The sequence below is a fragment of the Acidovorax sp. GW460-11-11-14-LB4 genome (assembly GCF_059423685.1).
In genome coordinates, this window is the sequence record NZ_JBWKYJ010000090.1 from 1 (window position 1) to 17,495 (window position 17,495).

Below are 17,495 nucleotides of genomic sequence, written 5' to 3' on the forward strand. Positions count from 1 at the left end.
CTTTGCTCCCGCCCGGACCGTTCCCCCGCCCGTGGCCTGTGCAGGCCTGGCGCTGCTGATCTTTGCCGCCTGCCTGGTGGGCATCTTTGCGCGGCCCATCGGCTTTTTGTCGGCGTTCTGGCCTGCCAATGCGCTGCTGCTGGGGCTGCTGGTGCGCTACCCGCATCTGGCGCGGCCGCCCGCCTGGGTGGCGGCCGCCGTGGGCTATGTGGCGGCCGACCTGGTCACCGGCAGTGCCTGGGGCATGGCCCTGTGGCTCAATGCCGCCAACCTGCTGGGCGCCACCGCCGGCTGGCTGGTGCTGCGGGGGCTGGACGAGCCCATCCTGCGGCTGCAGCGCACGGTGGCGGCGCTGTACCTGCTGCTGGCAGCGCTGGTTGCCAGCGCAGTGGGTGCGCTGGCAGGCTGCGGCGCGGCACCGGTGTATTTCGACTCCCCTTGGACGGACCTGCTGTCGCTGTGGTTCAGCACCGAGCTGATGAACTACATGCTCATCGTGCCCGTGGTGCTGGCCGCTCCGCGCGCGGCAGACCCGCCCTCGCACACCCCGGACACGCCGCTGTTCTGGCGCGTTGCGCCCGTCAGTTCGCTGGTGCTGGCCGAAGGCATCCGCACGCTCATCGGCGGGCCTGGCATGCTGGCTTTTGTGGTGCCAGGGCTGCTGTGGTGTGCGCTGAGCTACAGCGCCTTCACCTCCAGCCTGCTGTCGCTGGTGGTGTGCCTGTGGACCATGGCGGGCGTGGCCACTGGCGTGCTCAACTTCACGCCAGCCCATGCGGGCGATGTGTTCTCGTTGCGTGTGGGTGTCACGCTGCTGGCCCTGGGGCCCCTGGCCGTGGCCTGCGCCAGCGCGGCACGCGCCGAGGCCCTGCGTCGCCTGCACCATGCCGTGCGCCACGACGACCTGACGGGTGTGCTGGCACGCCGCGCACTGCTCAAACAGGGCGATCGTCTGCTGGAGCGCTACCAGCGCGAATCCACCGGGCTGGCGGTGATGATGGTGGACGTGGACCACTTCAAGCAGGTCAACGACCAGCACGGACATGGCGCGGGCGACCGGCTGCTGGTCAGCATTGCGCAGACCATGGCGCGCGCGTTGCGCGCCGACGACGTGCTGGGTCGCATGGGGGGCGAAGAGTTTGCCGCCGTGCTGCCCGGCGTGTCCCCCACCGAGGCCCAGGCCATTGCCGAGCGGGTGCGCAGCGCCGTGGAACGGCAGGCGCTGGATGCGACGCAGGGCGGCCCCCAGCGGGCCACCGTCAGCATCGGCCTGGTGCACAGCGCCACCCTGGGCGCGGATGCCGACATGGACACCCTGCTGCTGGCCGCCGACACGGCCCTGTACCGCGCAAAGGCCGAGGGGCGCAACCGGGTGATGGTGGGCTAGGTCAGCGTTGTCGGCGCCGCTCTGCGGCCCGCCTCACTCCTGCGCCAGTTTCACGCCCGCCCCGGTGCCGCAGGCATGGCAGAACCGTGCAAACGCGCTCTTGCGGGTGCTGCAGTGGCCGCAGTGGTCGAACAGGCCGATGCCGCAGTGCGGACAAAAATCGATCTTCTCGTTTTTCAGGTCCACGGGCCGCTCGCAGCCGGGGCACACGCTCTTGGCCAGGCGGGCCAGGGCCACGTCGTAACTCAGTTCCTTGCGGCGCTCCTGGTCGGGCAAGGCCTCGGCCAGCTTCTGGCGCTCCAGATAGCGGTTGAGCGCCTGGATCGCATAGCGCCCCACCACAGCCGTCACGGCAATGCCCACCACGTAGCGCACGTAACCGCCGTAGCTCGGCAGGTAGGGCACCAGCTCCACAAAGAAAGCAAACAGCGCAAAGAAGATGAAGCCCCACACGAACGGCCAGTAGGTGCTCTTGCGCTTCTTGACGAACAGCCAGCCGGCTGCGGCCAGCAGCGGCAGCGTGAGGGCCAGGCGGTACAGGAACACGCGCAGCTCGACCTTGCGGCGCTCGGCCCCGAGCTTCACGTAGCCGTCGGACTCCATCTGGTTGAGCTGCTCCTGCCGGGCAGCTGCCGCCTGACGGGCATCAAGGGCGGCCTGCTGCTGCGTCTCCACCGCCTGCTGGGCCTTGCGCTCCACCAGCTTGAGGGCGTCGAGCGCCTGGGTGCGAGCGATCACCTCGGGGTCCTGGTCGGCCCGCTGCGTGGCGCTGCGCGTGGACAGCCAGTTGTTGAAGCTCTCTCGCTCGGCCTGCACCTCGCTGCGCACCTTGCTGCGCTGCAGCTGGGCCTGCTCCAGCACGGTCTGCGCGTCCTGTTCGGCCTGGCGCGCCGTTTTGACCTCGGCACGCAGCTTGTCGGCTGCGGCTTTGTCCAGAAAGTCGTCCACCCGCAGCGGGGTCTCGACCTTGGGCAGATCGCCCACGATGGTGCCACCCAGTCCGATGAGGAAACTGGCAAACACCAGCGCCACCAGCCACAGGCCACGGCGGAACCATTTCTCGGACAGTCTCAGGGACTTGCTCATGTTCTTCTCCTCGGTGGCGCCGGGCGCCGGGGTTGGGTGCACCCTGCAGCGCACCGGAAAATACTCTTCTTTTTATAGCTACCAGCGCATGTATTGATTGCGCCTGCTGGCATTTTGATTCAATTTTTGATCGCCAGCACCACGGGGGCGGCTGCCAGCTGCGTACGCTGCATCCAGGCCAGGACTGAATCGACGGTCACGGTCTCGATGCGGTCCGAGAACCGTTTTTCGTTCGGATGGTCGTCAAACGCAATGTTGGCCGACCCCACCCGTCCGCCCATGCGCGTGAGCGGGCCCAGCCTGAGCGTGGTGGGCTCGTAGCCCTTGAACTGCAGCCAGGCCTGCGCCTGGTCGCGCGAGCGCACGGTGCTGGGCTCCATGGCCATCGCCAGGGTCTCCAGCGCCCACTGGTTGGACTGCTGGTATTTGCGGCCCCACGCGTAGCTGACCATGCTGTAGGGCGGGTGCTGCAGCGTCTTGGTGCGGCCCTTGTCCTGCAACACGGCCAGCAGGCGCTGCTGCACCTCGGGCGTGGGCACGGCGAACACGGCCTCGTAGCGCCACAGGTCGTCCAGAAAGAATTCACCCAGGCCCTGGCGGTACAGGTGGCCCACCCCCGTGCCACATTCGTTGAGCTTGTGCGCCACGCGCCACGGGCCTTCGGCCGTCTTGTAGGCCCAGCCAAAGTGCGAATAGCGCAGACCGTATTTGGAGAGGTCCTGCCCCGCACGGGCCAGCGCCACCACCTGTGCGCCCGACTTGGCGTGCTCGGCATCCAGCGCTACCGAGGTCTGCTCGGCCAGCTTCATGCCGCGCTCGATCACCTGCGGCGGCACGGGCTTGCGCGACTCGCACGAGCGGCCAGCGTGGGCCGGCGTGGCGGCCAGCAGCGCGACCCCAGCGAGGAACACCATGCCCACCACGGCAGGGATGCGCTGCGCGGGACTGCGGTCAAGGGTCAGGTTTTTCACCATCGTGCCGCTCCTCAAAGACGTTCGTTGTGCAGCAAGGCGCGGCCGATGGCGTTGGGCACAAAGGCAATGGCCTCGCCTGCAGCCGACAGGATCACGCCCGTGCCGATCACGCTGCAGGTGACCACGGTGCCCACGGCATAGGCCGAGCCCGTCACACCACGGCCGACCACCTCCACGCTGACCTGCGCACCGTCCGATGCACGCTCCAGCAGGTACACCGTGCCCACGGCCGAGGCCTCCACCGCCCGCACCGTCAGCACCGCGCCACCCACCGACAACGCCGCCGGCACCGTCACCACCGCACCGGCGGCCGCCGAGGCCACCGACGCCGTGCCCACCACCGAGGCCACAGGCAACATCGACAGCGCGGCAGAAGCCTCGCTCTGGGCCCGGGCCGGCGCAGCAGCCACCAGGGCCGCACACACCACCCCAGCGGCCAGCAGAGCGCGGGGCAAGCGAGCGGCAGAGCCCCACGAAGAAAACATGGCATTCATCATCATTCACTCCTCAGGGTACGGCCCGCCCACACACCCAAGGTGCGGAACAGACCGGGTCGAAAGACCAGACAGAAATTCATCCAGAAGGGCGGCGGGTTGCCGCCTGTGCACACCGGGTGCGCTCAGTTCACGCTGCTGTTCTGGGCAGCGGCCTGGGCGGCTTCGCGGCGGCCTTGCAGGCGGGCGTCGAGCAGGTCGGCCTCATGGCGGTCGCGCAGCATCTTGGCCAGCGTGAAGGCGGTGGTGATCAGGTACAGCCAGCTCACGCCCAGAAACGCCTTGTAGGTCACGTTGATGTCCATGCTCAGCAGGCCCCAGCCCGTGAGGCCCATGGCCACCGCAAAGCCACCCCACACCACCAGCTTCCACATGGGGGTGTCACCACCGCCGCGGCGCGAAGCGCTTTCATTGTCCCGCACAAACTTGGCCAGCACAAACGCGGCCGAGAGACAGAACACATAGCCCATCACCATGAACGCCTGCTCCAGCTGCTCGCCCGGCAGCCACGCCAGACCCACGGCGCACAGAAAAACCGCGATGCCGAACGAGACCCACACCTGCAGCTGCCAGGCCTTGGTGTCACGCTGAACAACGATGGGAGAAGAAGACATTGCTGTGGTGCCCTGAAGGGCGTTGGTTGAACACGGAACGAATGGTGCCCAGACGTAACTTGCGTGTCTGCATTGAACCGTAACAGTGGCCACCCGCAGGCTATCCGGTATCGTTTTACGGTACTTTTTCTCAGAAAATTCGGTGCAAGCCGTTGTTCAGGCCCTACGCGGCCCTCGCCACGCACCTGCGCGACAGAGGCGGCAGGCACGGCCACAGAGAATGGCGGCCTCTCCGGGCAAGGCAACTTCTGCCTGCCCCCGGACCTTGTACTTCTGACGGACGGAGCCCCCACCATGACCAAACCTTTTGACCTCGTCGTCCACGGCGCCACCGGCTTCACCGGCCGCCTGGTGGTCGAATATCTGCTGCAACGCTACCCCGCCGGCAGCGGCCTGCGCTGGGCCATGGGGGGCCGCAATGCCGACAAACTCGCCGCCGTGCGCGACGAAGTGGGCGCCCCCGCCGACACCCCACTGGTCGTGACCGACATCAGCGACCCCGCCAGCCTGCAGGCGCTGATGGACGCCACGCGCCTGGTGCTGACCACCGTAGGCCCCTACCAGCTGTATGGCAACGAACTGGTGGCCGCCTGCGCCAAGGCCGGGGTGGACTATGTGGACCTGTGCGGCGAGCCCGCCTGGATGCGCCAGATGATCGACGCGCATGAAGCCGCCGCCAAAGCCAGCGGCGCGCGCATCGTGTTCTCGTGCGGGTTCGACTCCATTCCGTTCGACCTGGGCGTGTTCCTGCTGCAAAAGGAATTCCGCCACCGCTTCGGCCACCCGGCGCCCCGCGTGCGCGGCCGAGTGCGCAAGATGAAGGGCACGTTCTCGGGCGGCACGGCCGCGAGCCTCAAGGCCACCATGGCGGCTGCCGCCAGTCAGCCCGGCGTGCTGGACCTGCTGAAAAACTCCTTCTCGCTCACCCCGGGGTTTGAAGGCCCGCGCCAGCCCTCGGGCAACAAGCCCATGGTCGATGAGGCCCTGGGCGATGGCGTCTGGGTGGCCCCGTTCGTGATGGCCGCCATCAACACGCGCAACGTGCACCGCTCCAACTTCCTGCTGCAGCACGCCTACGGCACCGACTTTGTCTACGACGAAATGCTCATCACCGGCCCTGGCGAAAAGGGCGAGGCCATCGCCAACGCGGTGGCGGGCGACAAGTCGCTGGGCTCGGACAAGGGCCCCAAGCCGGGCGAAGGCCCTTCGCGCGAGGAACGCGAAAACGGCTTCTACGATGTGCTGTTTTTGGGCACCGACGACGCAGGCCACACCCTGCGCGTGGGCGTGAAGGGCGACCGCGACCCTGGCTACGGATCCACCTCCAAGATGATCACCGAGGCGGCGGTGTGCCTGCTGCAGGATGCTTCCGAGACATCTGGCGGTATCTGGACCACAGCGCCCGCGCTGGGTGACAGGCTGATCGCGCGACTGCAGGCCAATGCGGGGCTGAGCTTCGCGGTCGAGCCAGCGTAACGCCTTCGGAATTTCTCCACGGTCTGGTCTGTTTTCGTTCCACCCTGGTCCTGAAACGTCCGGTCACCGTGCCGCTCCATCCCCGAGAATGCAGGGCATGAACACTGCCCTGCGCCCCCGCGACCTCGCCCTGGCCCTGCTCGTCATCGTGGTCTGGGGCCTCAATTTCGCAGTCATCAAGGTGGGCGTGGCCGGTGTGCCGCCCCTGCTGCTGGGAGCGCTGCGCTACCTGCTCGCAGCCTTCCCGGCGCTCCTGTTTGTCAAGCCGCCCAAGGTGCCGCTACGGCTGTACCTGCTGTACGGCATGACCATGGCCGTGGGCCAGTTTGCGCTGCTGTTCACCGCCATCCACATCGGCATGCCCTCGGGCCTGGCATCGCTGGTGTTGCAGTCGCAGTCGTTCTTCACCCTGCTGCTGGCCGCGTGGTGGCTGCGCGAGAAATGGCATGGCAACCAGGTGGCGGGCCTGGCGCTGGCAGGCTGCGGGCTGGTGCTGATCGGCAGCGCGCATGGCGCCTCCATGCCCCTGGCAGGCTTTGCGCTGACCGTGGCGGCAGCCGCCATGTGGGGCTGCGGCAATATCGTCACCCGCGCTGTGGGGCGGTATGGGCCGATGAACCAGTTTGCCTTCATCGTCTGGTCCAGCGTAGTGGCGCCGCTGCCTTTTGTGGCGCTGTCGCTGTGGCTGGATGGGCCCGCCACGGTGTGGGCGGCCGTGCAGCACCTGTCCTTCCAATCGATGGCCGCCGTGGCCTATATCGCGTGGATTTCGACGCTGCTGGGCTTCGGGCTGTGGACCTACCTCATGTCGCGCTACCCGGTGAACCGCGTGGCGCCCTTCACGCTGCTGGTGCCCGTGGTGGGCCTGACCACGGGCTGGGTGGCGTTTGGCGAGCAGTTGCTGCCCGTGCACTTTGCAGGCGCCGGGCTCTTGATGGCGGGCTTGGTGGTCAACGTGTTTGGCGGCCCGGCCTGGGCGGCCATGATGGGACGGCTGCGCGGCGCCCAGTAAGCGGTCGGTCGGACGCAGGCCGCTACACCGCCAGCGGCAACTCGGTGGTCGAGAGCACGTTGCGCAGCACCATGAACGAGCGGACCTGCCGCACCCCCGGCAGGTAGAGCAGCTGCTCGGCATGCAGGCGGTTGAAGCTGTCGTTGTCTCGCGTGCGCACCAGCATGAAGTAGTCGAACTCGCCGGTGACCACATGGCATTCCATGCAGCCGGATACCTTGGCAGCCGCCTTTTCAAACTCGGCAAACGACTCGGGCGTGGAGCGGTCCAGCACCACCCCAATCATCACCAGCATGCCCGCACCCACCGCCTGGGGGTTGAGCAGCGCCACCACCTTATCGATGAGTCCCAGGCGCCTGAGGCGCTCCACCCTGCGTAGGCAGGCGGGCGGGCTCAGATGCACCTTCTCGGCCAGTGCCACGTTGGAGAGCGACGCATCACGCTGCAGCTGCCGCAGGATGGCTTTGTCGGTGCGGTCCAGCTCGGCCGAGACATCAGCCTGCGGCGCATTCTTGGGACGAACTTTTGTTGCGCTCATAGGTCATCCAGAGAAATATTTATCCCTGATATTCTGATCCATCAACCTGAAACACTGAAATTTGGGAAAATTTTGCAACCACTTGACGCGCGTGTTTTTCTACGATGAAGGCACTGCAAGCCCCCTCGCTTGCGCCCCCTCTTCATCGACCGGAACACCGCCATGAACCTGCAGAAATTTGCCCGCCACCCGCTCACCTTCGGCCCCTCTCCCATCACGGCGCTGCCGCGCCTGTCGGCCCACCTCGGCGGCAAGGTGCACCTGTATGCCAAGCGCGAGGACTGCAACTCGGGCCTCGCCTTCGGCGGCAACAAGACGCGCAAGCTCGAATACCTGATCCCCGAGGCGATTGCGGGCGGCTACGACACGCTGGTCTCCATCGGCGGCATCCAGTCCAACCAGACGCGCCAGGTGGCCGCCGTGGCTGCACACCTGGGCATGAAGTGCGTGCTGGTGCAAGAGAACTGGGTCAACTACTCCGACGCGGTGTACGACCGCGTGGGCAACATCGAGATGAGCCGCATCATGGGCGCCGACGTACGCCTGGACGCAGCGGGCTTTGACATCGGCATCCGCCCCAGCTGGGAACAGGCCATGGAAGACGTGAAGAAGGCTGGCGGCAAGCCCTTCCCCATCCCCGCAGGCTGCTCCGAGCACCCGTACGGTGGCCTGGGCTTTGTGGGCTTTGCCGAGGAGGTGCGCCAGCAAGAGAAGGAGCTGGGCTTCCAGTTCGACTACATCGTCGTGTGCTCGGTCACGGGCAGCACGCAGGCGGGCATGGTGGTGGGCTTTGCGGCCGACGGCCGCGCGCGCAAGGTGATCGGCATCGACGCCTCGGCCAAGCCCGAGAAGACGCATGCGCAGATCCTGCGTATTGCCCAGAACACCGCCAAGCTCGTCGAGCTGAGACAGGAGATCACGGCCGAAGACGTGATCCTGGACACCCGCTACGGCGGCCCCGAATACGGCCTGCCCAATGAGGGCACGCTCGAAGCCATCCGCCTGTGCGCGCGCCAGGAAGGCATGCTGACCGACCCGGTGTACGAAGGCAAGTCCATGCACGGAATGATCGACATGGTGCGCAAGGGCGAATTCCCCGAAGGCTCCCGCGTGCTCTATGCGCACCTGGGAGGGGTGCCGGCGTTGAACGCCTACAGCTTTCTTTTTCGCAACGGCTGATGCGTCCAGGGAGCAGCAACGGCTGGCGCAGCTGGCCGGGCTGTCATTGATCTGAGCGCCTGTTCAAAGGGCCCTTGACCGCCAGGCAAGGGCCCCGCCCGTTCCCCCAATCCAAGGAGCCCCCATGAAGTGCTTGCAGCTTGTCAGTCGGCGTAGCGTGATCCTCGTGGCGGCGGCCGTCGCAGGGCTGGGACTCGGCACGTTACGGCTCGCCCATGCCGACGGTTATCCCGCCAAGCCGGTGCAGTTGGTCGTGCCCTTTCCGCCAGGGGGCGCCGTGGACATCGTGGGCCGCACCATCAGCAAGAAGCTGGGCGACCGCCTGGGCCAGCCCATCGTGGTCGAGAACAAGGCGGGCGCGGGCACCGTGGTGGGTGCGGCGTATGTGGCCAATGCGCCTGCCGATGGCTACACGCTGCTGATCAGCTCCGGCTCCACCTTCACCGTAAACCCCGCGCTGAACGCCAAGCTGCCCTACGACCCCGTCAAAAGCTACGAGCCCGTTGGCCTCGTCGCCCGTGTGCCCCTGATTCTGCTGGCCCACCGCGATGTGCCGGTCAACAACCTCCGGCAGCTGATCGCTGCCGTTCAGCGCACGCCCGACAAGTTCTCCTACGGCTCGTTTGGCAACGGAACCACGGGGCATTTCGCAGCCGAGCTGACCTGGTCGGCCGCGGGCATCAAGCTGATGCACGTGCCTTACCGGGGCAGCGCCCCCGCCATGGCCGACCTGATGGGCGGGCAGATTCCCTTCACCATCGACACCGTGGCGGCAGCGCTGCCACAGCTGAAGGCGGGCAAGATCAAGGCCATTGCCGTCACGGGCGCCACGCGGGCCACGCAGCTGCCCGACGTGCCCACGGTGGCAGAAAGTGGCTTCCCGGGGTTCTCGGCCGATTCCTGGCTGGCCGTGGTCGCGCCGCGCGGCCTGCCCGCCGAGGCCAAGGCCAAATTGCACAAGGCCCTGGCCGAGACCCTGGCGGACGCCGAAATCCGCAGCAAGCTCATCGCCGCAGGGCTGGAGCCGTCTTACGCGACGGGCGATGCCGTGCTGGCGCAGATCGAAGACGAGTTGCCACGCATGCGCGCCATTGCCCAGCGCGCGCAAATTCGGGCGGACTAAACCCGCCCAGCCACGGGCGGCTTGCACTCTTGGCCGTCAGGCCGCCAGCAGCTTCTGCACCCGCTCGCGCAGCAGTGTGGGCTGCACCTCGGTCGATGCCACGGCAGAGCCCACATTCAGCCCCACGCGGCTGTAGAACCCCCTGCGGAACGGCCGCACCATGGCGCCGCCCTTTTCAATGCGGCTGAAGTACGAGCCCCACAGGTTGGTCAGCGCCATGGGAATCACCGGGGCCTCCACACCCTCTGCGCGCGCCCGCTCGATGATCTTCATGATGCCGCCCTTGAATTCCTGCAGCTGCCCGTCCTTGGTGATGCCCCCCTCAGGAAAGATGGCCAGCAGGTCGCCTTCGCGCAACACCTGGGCCGCGCGGTCAAAGGCCGCTTCGTAGGTCTTCGGGTCTTCCTTGTACGGCGCAATCGGGATGGCCTTGGCCAGGCGGAACAGCCAGCCCAGCACAGGAACGCGGAAGATGCGGTGGTCCATCACGAAGTAGATGGGGCGCGGGCTGGCCGCCATGAGCAGCACCGCATCCACAAAGCTCACGTGGTTGCACGCCAGGATGGCCGCACCGGTGGACGGCAGGTTTTCGTCGCCTTGCACCTTGAAGCGGTACACGAACCGCGAAGACACCCAGGCGACGAAGCGCAGCAGGTACTCGGGCACCAGCATGAAGATATAGAACGCCACCACGGCGTTGGCCAGGCCGGTGAACAGGAAAATCTGCGGCACCGTGAAACCCGCGCCCAGCAGGGCGCCGGCGATGAGCGAACTGCCGATCATGAACAGCGCGTTCAGGATGTTGTTGGCCGCGATGATGCGCGCACGGTGCGTGGGCTGGCTGCGCATCTGGATCAGTGCATACATGGGCACGCTGTAGAGGCCCGCAAACAGGCTGAGTAGCGCCAGGTCGAGCATCACGCGCCAGTGCGCGCCCTGGGCCATGAAGGCGGCCAGGCCCATGATCTCGGACGCCGGCAGGCTGCGCGAGGCGAAATACAGATCGATGGAGAACACGCTCATGCCGATGGCGCCCAGCGGCACCAGGCCGATCTCGACGTGTCGGCGCGAGAGCACCTCGCACAGCAGCGAGCCCACACCAATGCCGATGGAGAACACCACCAGCAGCAGCGACGCCACCTGCTCGTTGCCATGCAGCACGTTTTTGGCCAGGCTGGGGAACTGGCTCAGGAACACCGCGCCGAAGAACCACATCCAGCTGATGCCCAGCAGCGAGCGGAACACCACGATGTTCTCGTGCGCCAGCTTGAGGTTGCGCCAGGTTTCGGTGAAGGGATTCCAGTTGATGGTCAGGCCCGGATCGGTGGCCGGCACCGAGGGGATGAACTGCGCCACCGCGCGCCCGACCAGTGCCGCCACCACACAGGCCACGGCCACCGTGGTGTGGCCGATGCCCGGGATGGCCACCAGCAGTCCACCCGCCACATTGCCCAGCAGGATGGCCACAAACGTGCCCATCTCGACCATGCCGTTGCCACCCGTCAGCTCACGCTCGTTGAGCACCTGGGGCATGTAGGCAAACTTGACCGGGCCAAACAGCGTGGAGTGCACGCCCATCAAGAAGGTGCACAGCAGCAGGATGGGGATATTGCCCGCGATGAAACCCACGGCCGCCACCAGCATGATGGCGATCTCCAGGTTCTTCACGAACCGGATCATCTTCGTCTTGTCGTACTTGTCGGTCAGCTGGCCCGAAGTGGCCGAGAACAGCAAGAACGGCAGGATGAACAGCGCGCCGATCACCAGCCCCGCCATGGCCGGCGGCAGCCAGTCCACACTGAGCTGGTAGGTCACCATCACCGTGAAGGCGAACTTGAAAAGGTTGTCGTTGGCCGCCCCAGAGAACTGGGTCCAGAAGAATGGCGCAAACCGCCGCTGGCGCAGCAGGGCAAACTGGTTCGGGTCCTCGTGCGTGGGCGCTGGGGCCACGCTGGTGGAGGCGGTGTCGGGGCTCATGCGTTTCTCCTCGTTTCCGATGGGTTGGCTTGTTGGAATTTTCCGGACCTGCGCTTCATGCGCCGGATCTGCGGGCGACACCCACGGCGTGGGCGCCATTCTGCCCGGACGGCATGACCCGCGGCATCGCCGCCGCGTCACTGTGGCGCAAAGCCACCAGCGACCCCAGTGCCGTCAGCACCGGCCAGGCCGCGCCCGCCGCCAGCACATGCTTGAGGCTGTGGCCTGACACCCATCCGCCCGTGGCCTCGAACACCGAGTGGTCTGCCGTCTCCAGCAGCTTGGCCAGGGCGTACAGCACCACCACCACGCCCAGGTGCAGCGCCAGTCCGCCGACGCGGCGTGGCAGGCATGCCAGCACCAGCACCACCAGCAGGCCACCCAGTTGCACCACGGCCCACGGCAGCAGGTTGCCGGTGTGCGCCCACGCCCACACGGCCAGTGGCCCCGCCAGCAGCACGGCGCCTGCAGCGGCCACGCCCGCCCGCGCGCTCACCCGGCTGGCCGCCGCCAGGCCCAGCAGCCCCGCAAAGGGCAGCACCATGCCCAGGCGGTCCCACAGCAGGCCGGTGTCCTGCGGTTGCCAGTGGTACAGCGTCGAGCCTGCGGCGGTGCACAGCAGCCCGCCAAAGAACAGCGCGGCCAGCGCACGGGAGGTGGCATCCAGCGTGGCCGGCGGCACACGGCGCAGCACCCACCAACCCCATGCACCCGCGAAGGCAAAGGCCAGGTTGCTCAACACGTCCAGCGCACAGGGAATGCCCCACAGCGTGCGCTGGTCGGCAAAGTCATGCTGGTGCGCACTGGCAGGCAGCACCGGGCCGAACAGCGCCAGGGCGAGCAGCGCGGCCGCGCCCAGCAGCAAGCCGGTTTCGGCACCCGACAGTCGCGACAGCGTTGCCAGGCCGCGCGCACGAGGGGGAGTCACAGGGGAAGAAGACATCACACACACCGTAGAAAGTGAACGATGCCGCGCAGTGTGGGCAGCGGCGCCACCGGTCGCCCCAAAAAGTCGCGCAAGGGGCTACCCACGCACCTTCGGGTATTGATAATCGATACCCAGGAGCCCCCTCACCATGAGCACGACCGCCGACCTCGTCACCGCCCTGAAAAAAGAACTCAAGACCGCGCAGATGACCTACGCCGACCTGGCGCAGGCGCTGGGCATGGCCGAGTCCAGCGTCAAGCGCATGCTGGCCAAGGGCGACATGCCGCTGTCGCGCATCGACGCCATCTGCCGCGCGCTGGCGCTGGACTTTGCCGACCTGGCGCGGCGCGTGGCCGACGAGCAGCCCTTGCTGAAAGAGCTGACCCACGAGCAGGAAAAGGCTGTGGTGGCTGACAAGAAGCTGCTGCTGATGGCGATCTGTGTGCTGAGCCAGTGGACGCTGGAGCAGGTGACCGGCTACTACCGCCTGACGGACGCCGAAGGCATCAAGTACCTGGCGCAGCTGGACCGCATCGGCATCATCGAGCTGCGGCCGCTCAACCGCTACCGCCTCAAGCTGGCCAAGACCTTCCGCTGGCGCCCACATGGCCCAGTGATGAACTACTTCCGCGACCATGCGCTGCTGGACTACTTTGCGGGCGGCTTTGACGGACTGGGCGAAGGCGTGCTGCTGGTGCACGGCAACATCAGCCGCAGCCTGGCGCCCGCCTTCATGGAGCGCATGCAGCGCGTGGCGCAGGACTTTGCCCAGCAGCACCTGGCCGACCAGAAGCTGCCCGACCGCGAGCGCGAGGGCTACACCCTGCTGCTGGCGATGCGCAGCTGGGAGTTCGAGGCGTTTGCCAGCATGCGGCGGTAGGCCTCCCGCCGATTTCGCGGGCCCCTGCAAGCGGCAGCCGTCGCTGCCCGCCAACTTCTGCCCTTGGTTGAGCGCAGCGGCCGCCTCACAGGTGCGGGGACTGGCCGCAGGGTCATGAACCAGCCTCTAATCACTATCCTTTTGATAGCTATCGGCGCATGAAACACCTGCGCCTGAGGTTAAAAACGCTCAAAAATCCTCCTTGTACCCGGCAAGAGATGGCTTGACGCCAAAAACAGAAATAACTATTCTTTAAATTGCAAATTCAATCAATTTAAGAATAGTCAAATGAAAACCACCCGCCAGCAGCAAGACGCCACGCGCCGCCAGATCGTGGCCAGCGCGGTGGATCTCATGACCCGCCAGGGCTTTGACGGCACGACGATGAAAGACATCGCGCGGGCCGCCGGCATCGGCGACGCCACAATCTACAAATACTTTCCGACCAAGGACCGCATCGTGCTGGGCTACCTGGACGACGTGGCCCACCAGGCGCTGGCCGACACGCTGCAGACGCCGGGCTTTGCGGGCTACGGCCTGCAAGAAAAGCTGCAGCGCCTGACCGATGCCGTGCTGGAGCGCCTGCTGGCCGACCGCGAGTTCGTGGCCCAGGTGCGCGGCCTGGCCCGGCGCTCGCCGCTGTCGATGCTGGCCGAGCCGCTGGCAGCGCGCCAAAGCCTGCGCGATGCGGTGGCGGGCTTTCTGGAAGCCGCCGAGGCCAGCAGCGAGATCGAGCCCTGCGACTTCAAGGGCCTGGCGGGCAGCCTCTACACCGACTACCTGGCGGGTGTGGTGAGCTACTGGCTGGCGGACACCTCCGACGAATTTGCCGACACCACGCAGCTGGTGGACCTGTCGCTGGGTGTGCTGGTGCAGGCGCTGCGCGGCGGGCTGGTCAACCGCGTGCTGCAACTGGGTGGCTTTGTGCTGCGCAGCCAGATGGCCCGCATGGTGCAACACGGCAGCGGCCTGATGGGCATGCTGCACATGGCCCAGCAGGCCATGGCCAGCGCCCCCACAGCCCGGGCACCTGCTCCCATGGCAGCCGCCGCCGCAAGCCCGGCCACCACGCCTTCGCAGCCCCCTCGCACGCAGCGCAAGCCCCGCGCTGCCACGCCCCCCACCGAGGCACCGGCCGCCCAGCCCAAAGCCACGCCTCGCAAGAAAAAGAGCGCTCCATGAATGCGACCCCTGCCCTCGCCGCGCCCACCACCGCGCGCGCCACACAAGTGCCGCCCGGCACCGCCATCCACGCCACACTGCCGGGCGCAGATTTTTTTGATGCCTACGAGGTGGCCGACCGGCACCCCACACGCTCTGCCCTGCAGTCGTGGCTGGACGTGGCGGCCCGCACCCCGGCATGGACCCGCGCCCTCATGTTCGTGCGCAACAAGGCCGTGCGCCTGGTGGGCCTGAAGGACCTGGGCCAGCTGCACGATGACCATCCACCCGCCAGTGGCCAGCCTCTGCGCGACGCGCGCAGTTACCGCGTGGGCGACCGCGTCGGCATCTTCCGCATCCGGCATCTGAGCGACACCGAGGTGGTGATGGGCCAGGACGACAAACACCTGGACGTGCAGGTGTCCATCTGCAAACAGCCCGCCGCCCCTGGCGCCACGCCCCGCGTGGTGCTGAGCACGGTGGTGCACATCCACAACACACTCGGCCATGCCTACATGGCGGTGATCACGCCGATCCACCGTGTCATAGCGCGCGGCACAGCGCAGCGCCTGGCAGACCATGGCCAAAACTGACGCGGAAGCACCCCGCACCGGCAAGCTGGCCCGCAGTGCCATCACGGGGCTGGCGGCAGCGCGCATCGGTATGGCCGAGCTCTCGCACCGCACGCGCAAGCGCTCGGCCCAGGCGCAGACCGAGCACGAGGCAGCGCTGGGCCGCATCCTGTTTGGCGCGCTGGGGCAGCTGCGCGGCTCGGCGCTCAAGGTGTCACAGCTGCTCAGCATGCACCCGGGCCTGCTGCCCGACGGCGTGCGTAGCGAACTGGCTCGCGCCCACCACCAGGCCCTGCCGCTCAACCGAGCCCTGGTGGGCCGCGTGTTCCGCCAGGCCTTCGGGCAGGAGCCAGAGGCGCTGTTCGACCACTTTGAACCCACTGCGTTTGCCGCCGCCAGCCTGGGCCAGGTGCACCGCGCAGAACTGGCAGGCCACGGCACGGTGGCTGTCAAGGTGCAGTACCCCGGCATTGCCGCGACCATTGCGAGCGACATGCAACTGATGCGCGCCGCGCTGCGCGCGCTGGCCCACACCGACATGCCTTTGCCTGCGGATGCCGTACTGGACAGCGTGATGACCGAGATCGAGGCCACGCTGCTGCGCGAGGTGGACTACCTGCAGGAGGCTGAACAAATGCAGTGGTTCGCCCAGCACGCGGCCCGGCCGGGCATGGTGATGGCGCAGCCCCTGCTCTCGCACACGCGCGCCCAGGTGCTCACGCAGCAGTTTCTGCCTGGCCAGCCGCTGCAGGCCTGGCTGGCCACACAGCCATCGCAGGCGCTGCGTGACCAGGCTGGGCAGCACCTGTGGGACTGGTTCATGCACTGCATTTTTGTGCTGGGGCGGGTGCATGCCGACCCGCATCCGGGCAACTTTCTGTTCGCGCCCGATGGCACGGTGGGCGTGCTCGACTTTGGCTGCACGCGTGTCCTGCCCAGCGCATTCCGGGCGCAGGTGGTGCAGGCGTGGTCGGCCCTGCTGCGCGCTCCCGCCGACCCCGCGCGCACCGCGCAGGTGCTGCAGGCCTACCAGGCGCTGGGGCTCTTGCGCAAGGACCTGACCGTGCAGGCCTACACCAGCGAACTCGCCCCCGCACTGGCCGAGATGCAGGCCTGGCAGATGGAGCCCTTCACCCAGCCGGTGTTTGACTTTGGCACCAAGACACCGCCGCCCATCACCCCCGGCCAGCACCAGCGCGTGCTGGGCCAGCACCTGGCCCAGGTCCCTGGCGAGATGCCCGCATTCGAGCGCATGTGGATGGGGCTGATGCACCTGCTGACGCAGCTGGGTGCCCGCGTGCACACCCGAGCCAACGAGGCGCTGGCCATTCACCCATGACCAACACGGCGCTGACCCTGGCGGCAGCCGGGCTGGCCCTGGTGGGTGTGGCCCATTCGGTGCTGGGAGAGCTTCTGCTGTTTCGTAGCCTGCGCACGCAGGGGCACCAAACGGCGGGGCGCCTGGAGTCCAGCACTGCGCGGCAGGTGCTGCACACCCCGCACCTGCGCATCCTGTGGGGCACTTGGCATGTGGCCTCGGTGCTGAGCTGGGCGTTGAGCGCCCTGCTCTGGCGCCTGGGCACCGCGCCTTGGGACGCTGCCCTGGGCGCCTGGGCCGCCGATGTGGTGGGCCTTGCCACCCTGGCCAGTGGCGTGCTGGTGTTCTTTGCCACGCATGGCAGACACCCGGCATGGTGTGCGTTGCTGGTGATTGCGGCGCTGGTGTGGTGGCGCTGAAGCAAGCCATCGCGGGCGGGTGAATGGGGGACGCCAACGCCGGATGCCTGGGCAGGCGTGACAAACATCACGCTGCAACCGTTTGTCTCCGAAGTCGGCAACACAACTTCACAAAGCTTCGCAATGGGACTACACCGGCTTGACGCAGCGTGCGCACCATGAAGTCTCCGGTTCCGCAAGGAATCACATCTGAGGAGAACCTTATGGCCCGCAAAGCACTTGCCGCTGTGTCCATCGCCCTGCTGTCGCTGGGCGCCGCGAGCGCGGCGCAGGCGCAGACCAGCGCCACCGTAGTCATCCAGGCAGGCACGCCTGTCTACCAGCAACCCGCCCCGGTACTTGTGCAGTACCAGGCAC

At 67.1% G+C, this 17,495-nt stretch carries 17 protein-coding genes; 10 read left to right on the plus strand and 7 right to left on the minus strand.

All coding sequences use genetic code 11. From position 1 onward, the window contains the following. A partial coding sequence (locus AC07X4_RS21695) for a GGDEF domain-containing protein (protein WP_494741283.1) occupies nt 1-1,387 on the plus strand: 1,387 nt, incomplete at its 5' end. A 33-nt stretch (nt 1,388-1,420) separates the two neighbouring features. On the opposite strand, the gene AC07X4_RS21700 is transcribed toward AC07X4_RS21695, so the two are convergent. The 4 genes from AC07X4_RS21700 to AC07X4_RS21715 all read right to left on the minus strand — a co-directional run bounded on the left by AC07X4_RS21700 (nt 1,421) and on the right by AC07X4_RS21715 (nt 4,555). Further along, nucleotides 1,421-2,473 (minus strand): zinc ribbon domain-containing protein, encoded by a 1,053-nt coding sequence (locus AC07X4_RS21700; protein WP_099729132.1) that lies wholly within the window; start codon nt 2,471-2,473, stop codon nt 1,421-1,423. Nucleotides 2,474-2,592: 119 nt separating this feature from the next. Next, nucleotides 2,593-3,387: a DUF2145 domain-containing protein gene (locus AC07X4_RS21705; protein ID WP_494741291.1), complete on the minus strand. Its 795-nt coding sequence runs from the start codon at nt 3,385-3,387 to the stop codon at nt 2,593-2,595. A gap of 71 nt (nt 3,388-3,458) precedes the next feature. After that, nucleotides 3,459-3,944 carry a hypothetical protein gene (locus AC07X4_RS21710; protein WP_494741284.1) on the minus strand — a complete coding sequence of 162 codons (486 nt, stop codon included), beginning with the start codon at nt 3,942-3,944 and terminating at the stop codon, nt 3,459-3,461. A 122-nt stretch (nt 3,945-4,066) separates the two neighbouring features. Then, nucleotides 4,067-4,555, minus strand: a complete 489-nt coding sequence (locus tag AC07X4_RS21715) for a YiaA/YiaB family inner membrane protein (RefSeq protein WP_056065512.1) — start codon at nt 4,553-4,555, stop codon at nt 4,067-4,069. A 294-nt stretch (nt 4,556-4,849) separates the two neighbouring features. Here AC07X4_RS21715 and AC07X4_RS21720 point away from each other — a divergent pair, with 294 nt between their 5' ends. Beyond that, complete coding sequence (locus AC07X4_RS21720; RefSeq protein ID WP_494741285.1) at nt 4,850-6,031, plus strand: saccharopine dehydrogenase family protein; 1,182 nt, start codon at nt 4,850-4,852, stop codon at nt 6,029-6,031. Between the two features lie 109 nt (nt 6,032-6,140). Then, nucleotides 6,141-7,043 (plus strand): EamA family transporter, encoded by a 903-nt coding sequence (locus AC07X4_RS21725; RefSeq protein WP_436076993.1) that lies wholly within the window; start codon nt 6,141-6,143, stop codon nt 7,041-7,043. A 22-nt stretch (nt 7,044-7,065) separates the two neighbouring features. Here the strand turns inward: AC07X4_RS21725 and AC07X4_RS21730 are convergent, their stop codons facing one another. Continuing rightward, a complete protein-coding gene (locus tag AC07X4_RS21730; RefSeq protein ID WP_056065461.1) occupies nt 7,066-7,581 on the minus strand; it encodes an Lrp/AsnC family transcriptional regulator in 516 nt (171 codons plus the stop codon). A gap of 162 nt (nt 7,582-7,743) precedes the next feature. Between AC07X4_RS21730 and AC07X4_RS21735 the strand changes: the two genes are divergently transcribed. After that, the gene (locus tag AC07X4_RS21735; RefSeq protein ID WP_494741286.1) at nt 7,744-8,760 is read left to right on the plus strand and encodes a 1-aminocyclopropane-1-carboxylate deaminase; all 1,017 of its coding nucleotides are present in this window, start codon (nt 7,744-7,746) and stop codon (nt 8,758-8,760) included. Nucleotides 8,761-8,884: 124 nt separating this feature from the next. Beyond that, a complete protein-coding gene (locus tag AC07X4_RS21740) occupies nt 8,885-9,883 on the plus strand; it encodes a Bug family tripartite tricarboxylate transporter substrate binding protein (protein ID WP_436075804.1) in 999 nt (332 codons plus the stop codon). Nucleotides 9,884-9,919: 36 nt separating this feature from the next. Here AC07X4_RS21740 and AC07X4_RS21745 read toward each other — a convergent pair whose 3' ends face one another. Continuing rightward, nucleotides 9,920-11,860 carry an MFS transporter gene (locus tag AC07X4_RS21745; RefSeq protein ID WP_056065459.1) on the minus strand — a complete coding sequence of 647 codons (1,941 nt, stop codon included), beginning with the start codon at nt 11,858-11,860 and terminating at the stop codon, nt 9,920-9,922. Between the two features lie 55 nt (nt 11,861-11,915). Continuing rightward, a complete protein-coding gene (locus AC07X4_RS21750) occupies nt 11,916-12,803 on the minus strand; it encodes a hypothetical protein (protein ID WP_494741287.1) in 888 nt (295 codons plus the stop codon). Nucleotides 12,804-12,936: 133 nt separating this feature from the next. Between AC07X4_RS21750 and AC07X4_RS21755 the strand changes: the two genes are divergently transcribed. The 5 genes from AC07X4_RS21755 (at nt 12,937) to AC07X4_RS21775 (ending at nt 17,138) form a co-directional block, all read left to right on the plus strand. Then, the gene (locus AC07X4_RS21755) at nt 12,937-13,668 is read left to right on the plus strand and encodes a helix-turn-helix domain-containing protein (protein ID WP_056065456.1); all 732 of its coding nucleotides are present in this window, start codon (nt 12,937-12,939) and stop codon (nt 13,666-13,668) included. A gap of 288 nt (nt 13,669-13,956) precedes the next feature. Beyond that, nucleotides 13,957-14,850: a TetR/AcrR family transcriptional regulator gene (locus tag AC07X4_RS21760; RefSeq protein ID WP_494741288.1), complete on the plus strand. Its 894-nt coding sequence runs from the start codon at nt 13,957-13,959 to the stop codon at nt 14,848-14,850. Further along, nucleotides 14,847-15,422, plus strand: coding sequence for a DUF2867 domain-containing protein (locus tag AC07X4_RS21765; RefSeq protein ID WP_436076919.1), 576 nt, complete (start codon nt 14,847-14,849; stop codon nt 15,420-15,422). The genes AC07X4_RS21760 and AC07X4_RS21765 overlap by 4 nt, the downstream gene beginning before the upstream one ends. Continuing rightward, complete coding sequence (locus AC07X4_RS21770; protein ID WP_494741289.1) at nt 15,409-16,740, plus strand: ABC1 kinase family protein; 1,332 nt, start codon at nt 15,409-15,411, stop codon at nt 16,738-16,740. Before AC07X4_RS21765 ends, AC07X4_RS21770 begins: the two co-directional genes overlap by 14 nt. Then, nucleotides 16,737-17,138 (plus strand): hypothetical protein, encoded by a 402-nt coding sequence (locus AC07X4_RS21775; RefSeq protein ID WP_494741290.1) that lies wholly within the window; start codon nt 16,737-16,739, stop codon nt 17,136-17,138. Before AC07X4_RS21770 ends, AC07X4_RS21775 begins: the two co-directional genes overlap by 4 nt. Nucleotides 17,139-17,495: the final 357 nt, after the last annotated feature.